Origin of the sequence: Sphingomonas sp. HITSZ_GF, from assembly GCF_029543155.1 — a bacterium.
GTDB lineage: Bacteria > Pseudomonadota > Alphaproteobacteria > Sphingomonadales > Sphingomonadaceae > Sphingomonas.
The window spans coordinates 740,363-756,689 of sequence record NZ_JARQXA010000001.1 but is presented as its reverse complement, the minus strand read 5'-3'; the positions used below and the strand labels follow the sequence as shown (position 1 = coordinate 756,689).

Genomic DNA, 16,327 nt, shown 5'->3' with positions numbered 1-16,327 from the left:
GCTTCCCCAATCCGTCATCCCGGCGAGAGCGGGGATCTCAGGCGGAGGCGCGGGGAAAGACCCGCACGAGATCCCGGCTTTCGCCGGGATGACGATCACGCCCCAGCCTCCTGCGCGAAGTGCCAGGCCGTTGCCACCAGCCCCGGCAACCGCTCCACCGTCTTCGAAGCCTGCGCGCTCGAGGCATTGCCGTCGATGATCCGCTTCTTGATGCCCTGGACGATCCCGGTCAGCCGGAAGAGGTTATAGGCGAAATACCAGTTGAGATCGGGCACCCCGTCGCGCCCCGTCGCCGCGCAATAGCGCTCCACCACCTGCGCGATCGTCGGGATGCCGGTCTCCGGCCCGGTCAGGCCCTTCAAGCCGGAGCGCCCCTCGGGCTCGGTCACCCAGCTCATCAGGAAATAGGAGAAGTCCGCCAGCGGGTCGCCGAGCGTCGACAGCTCCCAGTCGAGCACCGCCAGGATCTTCGGCCCGCCGGCGTCGAAGATCATGTTGTCGATGCGGAAGTCGCCATGGACGATGCTGGTCCGCGTCTGCTCGGGCACCGTACGCGGCAGCCATTCGATCAGCCGCTCGACCTCGGGCAGGTCGTCGGTCTGGCTCATGCGGTACTGTTTCGACCAGCGCTCGACCTGCCGGGCGAAGTAGTTGCCCGGCTTGCCATAGCTGCCCAGCCCAACCGCCTCGTAATCCACCGCATGCAGCGCCGCGAGCGTATCGATGATCGCATGGTAATGCGCGGTCCGCTCCGCCGGCAGCATGCCGGGCAGCGCGCCGTCCCACAGCGTCCGTCCCTCCACCATCTCCATGATGTAGAAGGGGGCGCCGATCACTTCAGAATCCTCGCAAAGCCCATAGGGCCGCGCCACCGGGAAACCGGTGGGGTGCAGCGCCGCGATCAGCGCATGTTCACGCTCCACCGCATGTGCCGAGGGCAGGATCGGCCCGAACGGCTTCCTGCGCAGCACATAGGCGCCGCTCGCCGCATCGATCCGGTAGGTCGGGTTGCTCTGCCCGCCCGGGAATTTGGTGACGGTGATCGGCCCCGCAAAGCCATCGACTTCCGCCGCCAGCCAGGCGCCCAGCCTGGTTTCGTCCAGGTCGCTCATGCGAATTCGATCACCGAGCGCACGCTGTCGCCCTTGCGCAGCTTGTCGAGCGCGTCGTTGACCTCCTCCAGCTTGATCCGCTCGGCCACCATCGTGTCGAGGTCGAGCAGCCCGTCGAGATACATCTGGACGAGCCGCGGCATGTCGATCGGAAAGCGCGTCGAGCCCAGTAGCGAGCCCTGGATCTTCTTGCCGGTCAGGAAGGTCGGCCCGGGCAGGCTGACATTGCCGCCCGGGGCGATCATGCCCAGGATCGTCGCGGTGCCGCCGCGCCGCAGGATGGTCCAGGCCAGCTCGGCGGTGTTGGGTCGGCCGACCGCCTCGATCGCATAATGGACCCCGCCGCCGGTCAGCTTGAGCACGTCCTTAGCCAGGGTCCCGGCCATCGCATCGAGCGCATGCGTCGCGCCGAGCTTCAGCGCCAGCTCGCGCTTCTCCGCCACCGGATCGATCGCCAGGATCATGCCGGCGCCGGCGATCTTGGCAGCGTTGATCGCGGCCAGCCCGATCCCGCCCGCACCGATCACCGCCACGCTCTCGCCCGGCCGCACGCGGCTGTCGTTGAAGATCGCGCCCGCGCCGGTGATCACCGCGCAACCGAGCAGGGCCGCCCGGTCGAGCGGCATCTCCTTCGAGATCGCGACACAGGCATTCTCGTGCACCAGCATCTGCTCGGCAAAGGCAGAAAGGTTGAGGAACGGCGCCAGCCCGGTGCTGTCCTGCAGCGACAGCCGCGGCTCGGCATCGGCCGGGCGACGGGTCGAAGGATCGATGCACAGCGAGGGGCGCCCGGTCACGCACATCTCGCAACTGCCGCAGAAGACGGTGAAGAAGGTGATGACATGGTCGCCCACCTTGAGATGCGCGACGTCGCTGCCCACCGCCTCGATCACGCCCGCCGCCTCGTGCCCCGGCACCGTCGGCACCGGATGCGGGAAGGCGCCGTCGACGAAGTGCAGGTCCGATCGGCACACGCCCACCGCCGCGGTGCGGATCAGCACCTCGCGCGGGCCCGGCTTGGATATGCGCACCTCGGTGATCTCCAGCGGCTTGCCCGCTTCGAACAGGACTGCGGCCTTCATCCTTCTCCCTTCCCGTCATCCCGGCGAAAGCCGGGATCTCGTGCGGCTCTTTTCCCGCGCCTTCGCCTGAGATCCCGACTTTTGTCGGGATGACGATCAGCGCGAAGCCCCGATATCCCCGCTCGAAGCGCGATCCGCCTTGAACTCGGCATATTTGCCGAACTCGTTGCGCGCGATCGCCCGGCAATGGACCTCGTCCGGCCCGTCGGCGAGCCGCAGCGTGCGGATGCCCGCCCAGTCATGCGCCAGATGGAAGTCGCCCGAGACGCCGGCGCCGCCATGCGCCTGGATCGCGTCGTCGATGATCTGCAGCGCCATCTGCGGCGCCTGTACCTTGATCATCGCGATCTCGAGCTGTGCCGCCTTGTTGCCCGCCTTGTCCATCATGTCCGCCGCCTTGAGGCACAGCAGCCGGGTCATCTCGATGTCGATGCGCGCGCGCGCGATGCGCTGCTCCCAGATCGAATGGTCCGAGATCCGCTTGCCGAACGCGACGCGCGAGACTAGCCGCTTGGCCATCGCCTCGATCGCCTCCTCGGCGACGCCGATCGTCCGCATGCAATGGTGGATGCGTCCCGGCCCGAGCCGCCCCTGCGCGATTTCGAATCCCCGCCCCTCGCCAAGCAGCACATTCTCGACCGGCACGCGAACATTCTCGAGAATCACTTCGCCGTGGCCGTGCGGCGCATGATCATACCCGAAAACCGAAAGCATCCGTTCGATCTTCACGCCGGGCGCGTCCATCGGCACCAGGATCATGCTCTGCTGGGCATGCTTGGCGGCGTCCGGATTGGTCTTGCCCATCACGATCGAGACCGCGCAGCGCGGGTCGCCCACGCCGCTGCTCCACCATTTCCGCCCATTGATCACATAATGGTCGCCGTCGCGCACCATCTGGGTCTGGATATTGGTCGCGTCCGAGCTCGCCACCGCCGGCTCGGTCATCAGGAAGGCCGAGCGGATCTCGCCTTCCATCAGCGGCTTGAGCCAGCGGTCCTTCTGCGCCCGCGTGCCGTAACGGTGGAACACTTCCATATTGCCGGTGTCGGGTGCCGAGCAGTTGAAGCATTCGGACGCCCAGCCCAGCCGGCCCATTTCCTCGGCGCACAGCGCATATTCGAGGTTGGTCAGCTGGGTGCCCTGGAACTCGAAGCTGTCATCGACATGCGCCTGGCCCGAATGCGGCGGCATGAAGAAATTCCACAAGCCCGCAGCCTTGGCCTCGGCCTTCACTTCCTCGATCACCGGGATCACCTTCCAGCGGTCACCCTCTCGCTGCTGCCGGTGATATTCGCCGTCGCGCGGCCGAATCCTGGTGTCGATGAAGGTCTTCACCCGGTCGCGGAAATAGGTCTCGCGCTCGTTCAGCGTGAAATCCATGGCGCATCCTCTCCGTCTCTGGTTCGCGAACCGGCGTAGAGCATACCGGATATTCGGTAAAGTCGGGCAGCGGCGAAAATCGGCACAACCGCGATTCGAAAAAACGCTTTGGGTTCACACCAAATCCGTTAGACTGGTTGCAATGAATGCACCGGGGAAAGTCGAAATCGCAAGCGCGACGAAACGCTTCCAGGCCAAGCGGGATGCGATCCTCGCCGCGGCCGCGGACGCGATCAACGAGCAAAGCGCCAAGGGGATGACCTTTGCCGACGTGGCCCGCCGCGTCGGCCTCAACACCACGTCGGTCACTTATTACTTCAAGCGCAAGGAAGATCTCGCCGCCGCTGCTTTCGAGCACACGCTCGACCGGCTCGACGCGATGCTCGAGGATGCCGCGCGCGAGCCGAACCCCGAGGCGCGCGTCGCCCGCTATCTCAACATCAACATGGAGCGGCTCGCCCGCATCCGCCGCGGCGAGGAGCGCGATTTCGCGATCCTCTCCGATCTGCGCGCCATGGAAGACCCGATCAAGCGCGAGCTGCTCGATCGCTGGCGCGACATCTTCCGCAAGACCCGCGCGCTCTGGGGCCCCGCTGCCAGCCGCGCCGAGACCGATCTCCACGGCGCCCGCGCGCACGTGCTGCTCGAGAACACCTTTTGGCTCACCGCCTGGCTGCCGCGCTACGAGGTCGATGAATATCCGCGCGTAGAGGCGCGGCTGATGGACGTGTTCCGCACCGGCATCGCCGCCCCGGGCCAGGCCTGGACGCCGCACATCCTCGATCTCGAGCATGACGAGCCCGAGCCGGGCCGCGAGGCCTTCCTGCTCGCCGCCACGCGGCTGATCAACGAGCTCGGCTATCGCGGTGCCTCGGTCCAGAAGATCGCGTCGGAGCTCAACGTCACCAAGGGCAGCTTCTACCACCATCTCGATGCCAAGGACGAACTGGTCATCGCCTGCTACAAGCGCAGCTTCGACATCATCGCCGATGCCCAGCGCCTGGCCGAGGCCGACAGCGGCGATCACTGGCAGCAGCTCGAAAGCGCGATCGCCACGCTGCTCGACTATCAGTTCAGCGAGCGCGGTCCGCTGCTGCGCACCACCGCGCTTTCGGGCCTGCCGCCCCAGGTCCGCTCGACGATGATCGATCGTTCGAACCGCATTGCCCGCCGCTTCGCCGGCATGCTGTCCGACGGCATCGCCGAGGGCTCGATCCGCGCAATCGACCCGCTGGTCGCCTCGCAGACGCTGATGGCGCTGCAGAACGCCGCGTTCGACATGCGCAAATGGGCAAGCACGATGTCGCGCGAGCGGGCGGTGGCCTTCTACGCCTCCACGCTGACCTTCGGCCTGTTCGACGATCGCGTGCTGGCGGGCTGAGCGCCCCGCGCGGTCACCGCGGGCGCGGCGTCTCGAAGCGCAGCCCTTCCCTGGTCTCCACCGTGATCGGTCCGCGCGGCCTGGCCGGCAGCACCGATTTCACCCGTGCGAAGACGCGCCGGGCGTCGCGCGGATCGCGCAGCTGCACACATAGCGTCATCTCGCCTTCGCGGCCCCAGCGCCGCATTTCCACCGTCAGCACCCCGCGATCACGCCCCAGCAGCGTCCGCACGCGTTCGAGCGCGGGCCGGTCGATCCCCATCGCATAGCTGCCGAACTGTACGCCCACCGCGCAGTGCGCCGGCGGCGTGCCCTGCGCCAGGGCGGGAAGCGGCGCGGTGAGCGCGAACAAGGCGGGAATGATCAAGCGCATCGGGCACCTCTCCAAATCGGCGTCCCTGCTGGCACCCCGTCCCTGAACCCGGTCTGAAACCTCATGCCCGGCGCCGACGGAATATGTCTGAAATTCTGCCCAAACCCATGAAGATCAAACGAAAACGGGCCCACGGATCGCTCCGCGGGCCCGCCTCTGTTCCCGATCCGAAGATCAGAAGCGCGAGCGCAGCGTCACGCCATATTGGCGCGGCTCGGCGAGATAGGCCGAGAAGATCTGCGAGCCGCCCGGATAGGCCGCCGTCGGCGTGGTGCTCACTGCCTGGAAGGGCGAGCTGAAGCCGACCTGCATGTAGTTGGACTTGGTCAGGTTCTGCACCCAGAACTCGAGCGCCCATTTCTGGTCGTCGGCGCTCAGGCCGATGCGGCCGTTGACCACCACGAAGCTGTCCTGCGCCTTTTGCGGGAACAGGTCCGAGCCGGTGTTGTAGTCGTCGGCCAGGCGGGCATCGACATAGAGCAGGCCGCGCAGGCTGCCGCCCAGCGAAGGGGTCCAGGCCGCCGAGCTCGTCACCACCCATTCGGGCGCGTTCGACAGCAGCTTGCCCGGCAGCAGGCGCAGCGCCGGATCGAGCGGCGCGCCGGTCTTCGAGCCCACCAGGTTGTTGGCGTACTTCGTCTTGGCGTAGGTCACGCCGAAGTTGAAGTTGATGTCGCGCACCGGCGACAGGCCCATTTCGACTTCGAAGCCGTTCGAAACCACGCCCGGCTTGATCTGGTCCGACGGGCAGACGCCGGTGGTCGCGCTCAGGTCGCGGTCGCCGCCGTTCAGGCTCGCCTTGCAGCCGTTGATGTTCTGGACGAGATAGACCGTGCCGTTGAACGTGTTCAGCTGGAAGTTGCTGAACTCCTGGCGGAAGCCCGCCACGTTCAGGTTGAAGCCCCGGCTCGAATACTTCATGCCCGCCTCATAGGCAGTCACGGTTTCCTCGTCGAACTGCAGCACGTCGGCATAATAGCCGGCATTGGCGGTGCTGATCGGGAAGATCGGCAGCGGCTGGGTCGCCAGCGGGTTCTTGAAGGCCGAGCGGTCGAGGTTGAAGCCGCCCGACTTGTAGCCGCGCGAGTAGCTCGCATAGAGCAGCAGATCGTCGCTCGGCTTGTACGACAGGATCGCGGTACCGGTGAACTTGTTCTCCTTGCGCGTGTCGTTGAGCGTCAGCCCGTTGAGCGCCGAGGACGATCCGCCCTGGCAGCTCAGCGTGATGATGCCGCCGGCCAGCGGCGCCAGCGCGGCCACGCCCATATAGGGCAGCAGCGCCGCCTGCTGCTGCGGGCAGATCGTGTTGGTGTTGTTGAAGTTGGCATCCATCTTCTTGGTTTCGTTGGTGTAACGAAGCCCCAGGGTCAGGTCCAAGCCCTTGGCCATGTGGATGATGTTGTGCGTGAAGAAGGCGAAGTTCGAGCTGTTCTGGTTGAAGTTCGCCGTGTCGTCGCCAACGTTGCGCACCGTGTCGAGCCGCTGCAGGCCCTGCACCATCGTCGCACCCGCCGCGCCGAGCGGCCCGAGCGTGTTGCTCAGCACTGCCACGCCGGTGGGCGTCAGGCAGCCGACATTGTTCGGGTTGTAGAAGGCGCTGAACGAGCCATAGACGATGCGGCAGGCGGCGAAGCGGCCATAATCGTTGCCGAACTTCAGCTCGCTCTTCGTGATCAGGTCCTCATTGGCGTAATAGCCGCCGATCAGCCAGTCGAGCTTGTCGTTGAAGGCCGTGCCGTGGAAGCGCAGTTCCTGCGTGAAGGTCTTGAACTCGCGGCCGCTCTTCGGCCCGAAATAGAGGATGTCGGCCAGGCCGTAATCGGCATCGGCCGCCTGGGTGTTCTTGTAGTCGCGATAGGCCGTGATCGAAGTCATCTCGACGCCGCCCAGGTCCCAGTTCACTTCGCCCGAGAAGCCCCAGTCCTTGGTGACGCCGGTATAGGAACGGTTGGCGCTGGTCGCGATCTGGCGCGAATAGGCGTTGTTATAGCCCGGGAAATACTGCGCGAAGGTGGTGCCGGTGATGCCGGTCAGCACCGTAGCAACCGGCGTGCCCGGCGCGATCAGCCCGTCATTGGACCGCGACACGTCGCCCGTGGCATAGACGGCGGCGCAGCAATCCTCCTTGCGATAGCTATAGTCGCCGATCAGGCGGACCGAGATGTCCGAGTTCGGCTGGAACAGCAGCTGCCCGCGGACGAGGTAGCGGTCGCGATTGTTGATATCGCGGCCGGTGTTCACATCGTTGTAGAAGCCGTCGCGCTTGGCGTAGAGCCCCTCGAGCCGGAAGGCGACCTGCTCGGAGATCGGGCCGGTCACCGCGCCCTGCAGGCGCCAGAAGTCGTAATTGCCATAGGTCGCCTCGGCCATGCCGCCAAAGGTGAAGCTCGGCGCCTTGGTGGTGACGCTCAGCATGCCGGCGGAGGCGTTGCGCCCGCCCAGCGTGCCCTGCGGGCCGCGCAGCACTTCGATGCGCTCGATCTCGCCCAGGTCGTTGAGGCCAAGGCCGGTGCGCGAGCGATAGACGCCGTCGATGAAGGTCGCGACCGAGCTTTCCAGGCCCGGATTGTCGCCCACCGTGCCGACGCCGCGGATGCGGGCCGAGGTGTTGGCGTCGCTGCCGGTCGACGAGACGAGCAGCGAAGGCGCGACCTGGTTCAACGTGCGGATATCGGTGGCGCCGGTGCGCTCGAGTTGCTCGGCGCTCACGGCCGAGACGGCGAGCGGCACGTCGGCCAGCACCTGGGCGCGGCCCTGCGCGGTCACCACAATCTCGTTGGGATCGCGGACGCCGCTATCCTCCTGGGCCGTGGCGTCCGCCGGCGGTGTCTGGGTGTCCTGTGCGAAAGCTGGCGTCGCGAGTGCCATGGTAAGCGCGGGAACAGCAACGGCCGTCAACAGGCGAAACCGCATCATCATCTCTCTCCCACCACGGGCCGGAGCACTTTAGCGGCTCCATACCCTATCCTCGAATAGTGACAGGTCCCTGAGGGACGTCAAGCAGAACAAGAGTTGCAAAAGGGGACTAAACGCAGGGTGTTGCGCAAATGTCATAATGTGTCCGCCGGGTTTCCCCTACGGCAAGCGGACTTTCTGGTCTCCTATAGCCTTCTACGTCATCCCGGCGAACGCCGGGATCTCGTGCGGCTTTTTCCCGCGCCATCGCCTGAGATCCCGGCGTTCGCCGGGATGACGGATAGTGCGCCGCCCCTCCTTTATTCCCTCAGTACCCGTTCAGCCGCGCAAACCGCTCGCGATGCCAGGCGGCATTGCCCCATTGCGCCTCCAGCACGCGCGCGCGCTTCAGGTAGAAGCCCGCGTCATGCTCGTCGGTCATGCCGATGCCGCCGTGCAGCTGGACCATTTCGCGGCTCACCAGGTGCAGTGTCTCGTTGGCGCTCGCCTTGGCCAGGCTCACTTCCTGCGCGACATTGGCACGACCGCTGTCGATCGCCTCCAGCGCGCCTTCCACCGCAGAACGGGTCAGCTCGAGCTCGGTGAACATCCGGGCCATGCGATGCTGCAGCGCCTGGAAGCTGGCCAGCACCTGGCCGAACTGCACGCGCGTTTTCAGATAGTCGTTGGTCTGGGCAAAGGCGCTCTCGGCCATGCCGAGCATCTCGGCGCTCCACGCCGCCGCCGCGCGGTCTGCCACCTGGCCGATCAGCTCGACGCCGCCGTCCAGCGCCTCGGCGGGTGCGCCGTCGAACGTCACCTGGGCATGGCTGCGCGCGTCGATCAGGTGGCGCGGCGCGCGCGTCACGCCGGCATCGCCCGAGACGAGCCAGAGCCCGTCGGCCGCCGCCACGACGAATAGCTGCGCGCTGTCGCTCTCGGGCACGAACGCCTTCACGCCGCTCAGCTTGCCGCCCTCGACCCGGGCCTCGATCTTCGACGGATCGAAGCGCGGCCCTTCGTCGATCGCCAGCGTCGCCACCACCTCGCCCGCGGCGATCTTCGGCAGCCACGCGGCCTTCTGCGCCTCGGAGCCGCCCATCAGGATCGCGCTCGTCGCCGCGGCGATGCTGGCGAGCGGCGTCGCGACCAGGTTGCGCCCCAGCTGCTCGAGCACCAGCCCGAGCGAGACATAGCCCATCCCTGCCCCGCCCTGCGCCTCGGGTACCAGGATGCCGGTCCAGCCCATCTCGGCCTGCGCGGCCCAGGTGGCCGCGTCATAGCCGGCGGCCGGCGCCGCATCGCGCATCTTGCGATAGGCGGAAACCGGCGCCTCATTGTCCGCCCACTCGCGCGCCATGTCGCGCAGCATCGTCTGTTCTTCGGTCAGGATGGCCATGAAGCTCTCTCTTTCTTCCTTCTCCCTCTCCCCTCCGGGGAGAGGGTCGGGGAGAGGGGAAGTGTGTCTTGATCCGATGCCGAAGGGCTTCGAACGTCTAGTCCGGGCCCCTCTCCCAACCCTCTCCCCGGAGGGGAGAGGGCTTTAAATCACTGATGATCCAGCATCCCCAGGATGCGCTTGGCGATCACGTTGTTCTGGATCTCGGTCGAGCCGCCATAGATCGACACCGCCTTGCCGAAGAGCCAGCTGCGCACATCCTTCAGCGCATCCTCCTCGAAGCCTTCGCCTTCCCAGCCCATGCTGGCGAATCCGCGGATCTCGATCAGCAGCTCGGAGCGTTCCTGCATGATCCGCGCGCCGACATTCTTCATGATCGAGGTGGCAGCGCTCGGCCCCTGGTTCGACTTGGCCTCCAGCGCCGTCCGCCGCAGCGTCAGCATGAAACTGCGCAGGTCCATCTCGTGCCGCGCGATCCGCGACCGCAGATCGGCATCGGCGATCCGCCCTTCGGCATCGACGCCGACGAACTTCTTGGCGATCTGGCCGAGCGACGCACCCGCGAACATCCGCCCGGCACTCGATCCGCCGCCCGACAGGCTCGAGCGCTCGTGCTGGAGCAGCCTTTTGCCGATCGTCCAGCCCTCGCCTTCCGCGCCCACGCGGTTGGCCTTGGGCACTTTCACGTCGGTGAAGAAGGTCTCGCAAAAGGGCGAGCTGCCCGAAATCAGCCGGATCGGCTTCACCTCGACGCCCGGCGTGTCCATGTCGCAGAGCAGGAAGGTGATCCCCTCATGCTTCTTGGTCTTGTCGGTGCGGACCAGCATGAAGCATTTGTCGGCCCATTGGCCGCCGCTGGTCCAGGTCTTCTGGCCGTTGACGACATAATGGTCGCCACGATCCTCGGCGAAGGTCTGCAGGCTCGCCAGGTCCGATCCCGCGCCCGGCTCCGAATAACCCTGGCACCAGCGCACCAGCCCCTTGGCGATCGCCGGGATATGCTCGCGCTTCTGCGCTTCGGTGCCATATTCGAGCAGCGTCGGGCCGAACATCATCACACCCATGCCGCCGATCGGGTTCCAGGCGCCGGCGCGCTGCATCTCTTCCTGCAGCACGCGCGCTTCGGCCCGGTTCAGCCCGCCGCCGCCATATTCCTTCGGCCAGGTCGGCACGCCCCAGCCCTTCTCGCCCATCGCCGTCTGCCAGGCATCCTCGGCGGGCGAATTGGTGTGCGGCCCCTCCACCGCGGACATTGCATTGTCCTTGCCCTTCAGTTCGGGCGGGAAATTCGCCGCGATCCAGTCGCGGACCTCAGCGCGAAACGCATCCAGGGGATTCGCCGGCGCATCGATATCGGGGGCCGTGGCCATCGCACTCTCCGAAGTTTCTCGTTGTTTCGAATTTGCGGTATGGCTTGCGCGTCGTCAAGCCCAACCAACGCGCCGTCCGCCACCAGCCGTCATCCCGGCGAAAGCCGGGATCTCGTGCGGCTCTTTCCCCGCGCCTTCGCCTGCGATCAGGGCTTCCGCCAGGATGACGGCTGGGGGATTGCCACGCCACAGTGTTCACTATACGTTCCAGCGCGATTGCGCATGGCCGCAGCACCCGTCTCTGCTAAAGCGCGCAGCCAAAGGGGAACCACATGAAGTTCGAACATCGCGCGGTGCCGATCGTGCTGCTCGCCGTGCTGATCGACGTGATCGGCTTCGGCATCGTGCTGCCGGTGCTGCCCGAGCTGATCACCACGCTCGGCAAGGTCGATCTCGAATCCGCGACGCGCATCTCAGGCTGGATGCTGGCGGCGTTCGCCGTCGCCGGCTTCTTCGCCGGGCCTGTGCTCGGCAATCTCGGCGACCGGTTCGGGCGCAAGCCGGTGCTGTTCGCCTCGATGGCCGCCTTCGCGATCGACTATGCACTGATGGCGATGGCACCGTCGCTCGCCTGGCTGTTCCTCGGCCGGGTGATCGCCGGCGTGGCGGGCGCCACCTTCGGCCCGGCCAGCGCCGTGATCGCCGACGTCACCGCGCCCGAGAAGCGCAGCGCCACCTTCGGGCTGATGGGCGCCGCCTTCGGCATCGGCTTCATCCTCGGCCCGGCGCTGGGCGGGCTCGTCGCCCAGTTCGGCGTCCACGCCCCCTTCTTCGTTGCCGCCGGCTGCGCCGCGATCAACGCGGTGCTGATGCTGCTTTTCCTGCCCGAGACGCTCGCGCCCGAGAACCGCCGCGCGTTCCGCTGGCGCGACGCGCACGTCATCAGCTCGTTCCGCCCACTCTTCCACGCCGGCAACGCCGCACCGTTGCTGCTCGCCTGGTTCCTCTGGCAGGTCGGCGGCGCCGTCTATCCCGCCACCTGGGCATTCTGGGCGTCGATGCGCTTCGGCTGGGACGCCGCGGCGATCGGCTGGTCGCTCGCCTATGTCGGCTTCCTGATGGCGCTGGTCCAGGTGACGCTCACCGGGCGCATCCTTGGCCGGATCGGCGAGCGCAACGGCGCGATCCTCGGCCTGGCGAGCGGCGGCGCCACGCTGCTCACCTATGCCTTCACCGTGTTCGGCTGGCAGGTCTATGCCTTCTTCCTGATCGGCGCGCTCGGGGCGCTGGTGTTCCCGGCGCTCAACGGCACCCTGTCGCGGATGGTCGACGCCTCGCACCAGGGCGCGCTCCAGGGTGGCATCTCGAGCATGAACAACGTCGCGCAGATCATCGGCCCGCTGCTCGCCTCGCAGGCGCTCGCCACCGGATCGCGCCACGGCTTCGACGGCGCCGCCTTCCTCGTCGCCGGCAGCCTGCTGATCGCAGCGGCGGCGATCGTCGCGCTGTTCGTCCCCAAGGCGGCCCCCGCGGCCGCGGGCGAGACTCCTGCGGCGCATTGAAGTATTTTTCGAAAATTGCGTATGGCGTTCGCCGTCGTGCCCCTCTAGCCTTGTCGCGATGGGGCAAGAACTGAACTCGGCCGCCTTGCTGGCCAGCGACTTTGCGTCGCTTTCCGACCTGATCCGCGCACACGCCGCGGAGCGGCCGGACAAGCCGGCGATGATCTGCGGCGACGATGCGATCTCCTATGCCGCGCTCGACGCGCTGCTCGATCGCCTCGCCGCGGCGCTGCAACGCGACGGCGTCGGCAAGAACCAGGCGGTGGCGATCCTCGCCGCCAGCTCGATCGGATATGGCGCCGCCTTCCTCGCCGCGCTGCGGGCCGGCGGCGTCCCAACCCCGCTCCAGCCCTCCGCCACCCCGGCGCAGCTCGCCGCGATGATCGCCGATTGCGGCGCCCCGGTACTGTTCCTCGACGCGATGGGCGCCAAGGCGCTGGGCGACGCGCCCGTCACCGCGAAGCGGGTAGAGATGGACGGGCCCGGCTGGGCCGCGTTCCTCGCGCCTCAGGGCACCGTGCCCGCGCCGGTTCAGGTCGGCCCCGACGATCCCTTCAACATCATCTATTCCTCGGGCACCACCGGCGTGCCCAAGGGCATCGTCCAGCCTCAGTCGATGCGCTGGGTCCATATCGCCCGTGCGCCCGGCGGCTTCGGCGGCGCAGTGACGATGGTCGCCACGCCGCTCTATTCGAACACCACTTTGGTCAGCTTCATCCCGACGATCGCCTGGGGCGGCACCGCGGTGCTGCTCGCCAAGTTCGATGCGCACGCCTTTGTCAGCCAGGCCGCGAAGCACCGCGCCACCCATGCGATGCTCGTCCCCGTCCAGTATCAGCGGATCATGGCGCTCCCCGATTTCGACAGCTTCGATCTGTCGAGCTTCGTCTTCAAGACCTGCACCAGCGCGCCCTTCTCCGCCGCGCTCAAGGCCGACATCCTCGCGCGCTGGCCGGGCCTGCTCGTCGAATATTACGGCATGACCGAAGGTGGCGGCACCACCGCGCTGGTCTGCAACGCCAATCCCACCAAGCTCCACACCGTCGGCGTGCCGCTGCCGGGGCAGGACATCCGCCTGATCGACGAGGACGGCAAGGAAGTGCCCCGCGGCGAGATGGGCGAGGTCGTCGGCCGTTCGGGCGCGATGATGAGCGGCTATCACGGCCGCGCCGAAGCCACCCGCGACGCGACCTGGCATGACGGCGACGGCAACCGCTTCATCCGCCACGGCGATGTCGGCCGCTTCGATGAGGACGGCTTCCTGATCCTGATGGACCGCAAGAAGGACCTGATCATCTCGGGCGGGTTCAACATCTACCCGTCCGACCTCGAGGCGATCCTGGTCGAGCATCCGGGCATCACCGATTGCGCCGTGATCGGCGTGCCGTCCGAGCAATGGGGCGAGACGCCGCTCGGCTTCTTCACCGGCACCGCCGATCCCGCCGAGGCGCTTGCCTGGTTCAACGCGCGCGTCGGCAAGACGCAGCGCCTCTCCGCGCTGCTGCCGATCGACGAGCTGCCGCGCAGCGCGATCGGCAAGGTGCTCAAGCGCGAGTTGCGCGACCGGTATCTGGCGGCGTGACTCCGCTTGCCGACATCCTCGCCGGTGCCGCGCGCACCGGCAGCGGCTTCCGCTCCGCGATTCCGGGCGACTGGATGCAGGGCCGCACCGCGTTCGGCGGCCTCTCCGCCGCGCTCGCGCTCCAGGCCGCGCTCGAGGCCGAGCCCGACCTGCCACCGCTCCGCTCGGCCCAGGTCGCGTTCATCGGCCCGCTGGCAGGCGACGTCACCGTCACCGCGACGAAGCTCCGCCGCGGCCGCAACGCCGCGTTCCTCCAGTCGGACGTGACTTCCGAAGCCGGGCTCGGCCTGCGCGCCACCTTCGTGTTCATGGCGCCGCTGGCGTCGAGCATCGCGCATGACGACGCCCCGCGCGCGCCGGTCGCGCCGCCGGCCGCCGACGCCGCGCTCTACACCGGCCCCGAGGACTTCTTCACCGGCAACTTCAACTTCCTCGATCAGAAGCAGGCCACCGGCCCGGCCGAATGGCTGCGCTGGGCGCGGCTGCGCGCCCGCGACGGGCTCGACCCGTTCGTCGAGCTGATGGCGATCGGCGATGCGCTGCCGCCCGCCGCCTTCAAGCTGCTCGAGGAGAAGCGCACCCCGCTCAGCTCGCTGAACTGGCAGATCAATTTCCAGGCGGCGGCGCCGCCCACCACCGATGGCTGGTGGCTGCTCCACGCCCATGCCGCCACCGCGCGCGACGGCTTCTCCACCCAGCGCATGACGATCTGGGACGCCGCCGGCGCCCCCGTCGCCGAGGCGATGCAGGGCGTCGCCATCTTCGGCTGATACAAGTTGCGACACTTTGCCGGGGCCCTGACAAACCCGTGCGACAGCATCGGGTGAAAAGCATCTCCTGTCGGGGGCTTGGGACCTCCGAGACCAAGGAGTTGCACCCGATGAAGAAGTTCCTCCTCGCCGCCGCGTTCGGCGCGACCGCGATCGCAGCCCCGGCCTTCGCCCAGGACGCCCCGCCGCAGCCGCCCCGCCCGGGCGGCATGGCGATGCTCGACCGGCTCGACACCAACAAGGACGGCGTCATCACCCGCGATGAGTTCAGCGCCGACGTCGCCCGGCGCTTCGCCAAGCTCGACGCCGACAAGGACGGCAAGGTCAGCCAGGCCGAGCTCCAGGCCGCCAGCCCCGGCGGCATGGGCGCCCGCGGCATGACCGGCGACATGACGCTCGCCGACATGCAGGCCCGCGCCGACAAGCGCTTCGAGCGCCTCGACACCAATCATGACGGCAAGATCGACCAGGCCGAGCGCGATGCGATCCGCGCCCGCATGGGCAACCGTCAGGCTTCCCCCCCGGGCAGCTCGGCCAACGACTGAGCCCCCGGACCTTGCCCGGGCGGGCAGTGTGCCTCCTCTCGTAGCCCGCCCGGGCAACCCCTTGCCTATTCCCTGCGCCCCCTTGTCTTGCGGCACGCCCATGACCTACGAACCCGATATGTCGGAAACGCCGCACCTGCTGCTCGTCGAGGACGAGCGCTCGATCCGCGAACCGCTCGCGCAATATCTCACCAAGCAAGGCTTCCGGATCACCCAGGCCGGCGATGCCGAGGGCGCCCGCGCCCGCATGGCCGCCTATGCGATCGATCTGGTGGTGCTCGACATCATGATGCCCGGTGAGGACGGTCTGTCGCTCTGCCGCCATATCCGCGAGACCAGCGACACCCCGGTCATCCTGCTCACAGCGCGCGGCGAGGAGACCGACCGCATTGTCGGGCTCGAGATGGGCGCCGACGATTATGTCGTGAAGCCCTTCTCCCCGCGCGAGCTCGCCGCCCGGATCAAGGTGGTGCTGCGCCGCCTCCAGGCGGGCGGCACCCGCCAGCATGCGCCCGAAGCGGGCAGCTATGCCTTTGCCGGCTGGGTGCTCAAGACCGGCGAACGCGCGCTGGTCGACCGCGAAGGCGTGTCGGTCCCGCTGTCGACCGGCGAATATAATTTGCTCCACGCGCTGGTCACTCGCCCCCGCGCGGTCCTCACCCGCGACCAGCTGCTCGACCTGACGCAAGGCCGCGAAGCCGCCGCCTTCGATCGCGCGATCGACAACCAGGTCAGCCGGCTGCGCAAGAAGATCGAGGTCGATGCGAAGAACCCCGCGATCATCAAGACCGTCTGGGGCGGCGGCTACACGCTTGCCGCCGAAGTGACCCGGCTTTGAAGTCTCGTGTGCACAGAGCTCTGAAACCAATCGGTTCCCCGGCGAAAGCCGGGGCCCAGGGTTTCTCTGCCGATTCGTTTGTGACCCTGGGCCCCGGC

General features: G+C 67.4%; 13 protein-coding genes. 6 read left to right on the top strand and 7 right to left on the bottom strand.

Translation table 11 applies throughout. From position 1 onward, the window contains the following. Positions 1-95: 95 nt before the first annotated feature. The 3 genes from P6144_RS03690 to P6144_RS03680 all read right to left on the bottom strand — a co-directional run bounded on the left by P6144_RS03690 (position 96) and on the right by P6144_RS03680 (position 3,574). The gene (locus tag P6144_RS03690; RefSeq protein ID WP_277766355.1) at positions 96-1,112 is read right to left on the bottom strand and encodes a phosphotransferase family protein; all 1,017 of its coding nucleotides are present in this window, start codon (positions 1,110-1,112) and stop codon (positions 96-98) included. Then, positions 1,109-2,194 (bottom strand): Zn-dependent alcohol dehydrogenase, encoded by a 1,086-nt coding sequence (locus tag P6144_RS03685; RefSeq protein ID WP_277766354.1) that lies wholly within the window; start codon positions 2,192-2,194, stop codon positions 1,109-1,111. Before P6144_RS03685 ends, P6144_RS03690 begins: the two co-directional genes overlap by 4 nt. 96 nt (positions 2,195-2,290) lie before the next feature. Beyond that, positions 2,291-3,574 (bottom strand): acyl-CoA dehydrogenase family protein, encoded by a 1,284-nt coding sequence (locus tag P6144_RS03680; RefSeq protein ID WP_277766353.1) that lies wholly within the window; start codon positions 3,572-3,574, stop codon positions 2,291-2,293. Positions 3,575-3,716: 142 nt separating this feature from the next. Here P6144_RS03680 and P6144_RS03675 point away from each other — a divergent pair, with 142 nt between their 5' ends. Next, a complete protein-coding gene (locus P6144_RS03675; RefSeq protein WP_277766352.1) occupies positions 3,717-4,955 on the top strand; it encodes a TetR/AcrR family transcriptional regulator in 1,239 nt (412 codons plus the stop codon). Between the two features lie 13 nt (positions 4,956-4,968). Here P6144_RS03675 and P6144_RS03670 read toward each other — a convergent pair whose 3' ends face one another. The 4 genes from P6144_RS03670 to P6144_RS03655 all read right to left on the bottom strand — a co-directional run bounded on the left by P6144_RS03670 (position 4,969) and on the right by P6144_RS03655 (position 10,992). Continuing rightward, a complete protein-coding gene (locus P6144_RS03670; RefSeq protein WP_277766351.1) occupies positions 4,969-5,328 on the bottom strand; it encodes a hypothetical protein in 360 nt (119 codons plus the stop codon). 174 nt (positions 5,329-5,502) lie between these two features. Beyond that, on the bottom strand, positions 5,503-8,196 hold the full coding sequence (locus P6144_RS03665) for a TonB-dependent receptor (RefSeq protein ID WP_277766350.1): 2,694 nt from the start codon (positions 8,194-8,196) through the stop codon (positions 5,503-5,505). Between the two features lie 355 nt (positions 8,197-8,551). Continuing rightward, positions 8,552-9,622: an acyl-CoA dehydrogenase family protein gene (locus P6144_RS03660; RefSeq protein WP_277766349.1), complete on the bottom strand. Its 1,071-nt coding sequence runs from the start codon at positions 9,620-9,622 to the stop codon at positions 8,552-8,554. Between the two features lie 149 nt (positions 9,623-9,771). Further along, positions 9,772-10,992 carry an acyl-CoA dehydrogenase family protein gene (locus P6144_RS03655; protein ID WP_277766348.1) on the bottom strand — a complete coding sequence of 407 codons (1,221 nt, stop codon included), beginning with the start codon at positions 10,990-10,992 and terminating at the stop codon, positions 9,772-9,774. Positions 10,993-11,264: 272 nt separating this feature from the next. Between P6144_RS03655 and P6144_RS03650 the strand changes: the two genes are divergently transcribed. The 5 genes from P6144_RS03650 to P6144_RS03630 all read left to right on the top strand — a co-directional run bounded on the left by P6144_RS03650 (position 11,265) and on the right by P6144_RS03630 (position 16,229). Then, positions 11,265-12,494: an MFS transporter gene (locus P6144_RS03650; protein WP_277766347.1), complete on the top strand. Its 1,230-nt coding sequence runs from the start codon at positions 11,265-11,267 to the stop codon at positions 12,492-12,494. Positions 12,495-12,552: 58 nt separating this feature from the next. Then, positions 12,553-14,076, top strand: a complete 1,524-nt coding sequence (locus tag P6144_RS03645) for a class I adenylate-forming enzyme family protein (RefSeq protein WP_277766346.1) — start codon at positions 12,553-12,555, stop codon at positions 14,074-14,076. After that, positions 14,073-14,846: a thioesterase family protein gene (locus P6144_RS03640; RefSeq protein ID WP_277766345.1), complete on the top strand. Its 774-nt coding sequence runs from the start codon at positions 14,073-14,075 to the stop codon at positions 14,844-14,846. Before P6144_RS03645 ends, P6144_RS03640 begins: the two co-directional genes overlap by 4 nt. Before the next feature lie 110 nt (positions 14,847-14,956). Beyond that, the gene (locus P6144_RS03635; RefSeq protein ID WP_277766344.1) at positions 14,957-15,391 is read left to right on the top strand and encodes an EF-hand domain-containing protein; all 435 of its coding nucleotides are present in this window, start codon (positions 14,957-14,959) and stop codon (positions 15,389-15,391) included. A 118-nt stretch (positions 15,392-15,509) separates the two neighbouring features. Then, positions 15,510-16,229, top strand: a complete 720-nt coding sequence (locus tag P6144_RS03630) for a response regulator (protein WP_277766770.1) — start codon at positions 15,510-15,512, stop codon at positions 16,227-16,229. The last annotated feature ends 98 nt before the right edge of the window (positions 16,230-16,327 follow it).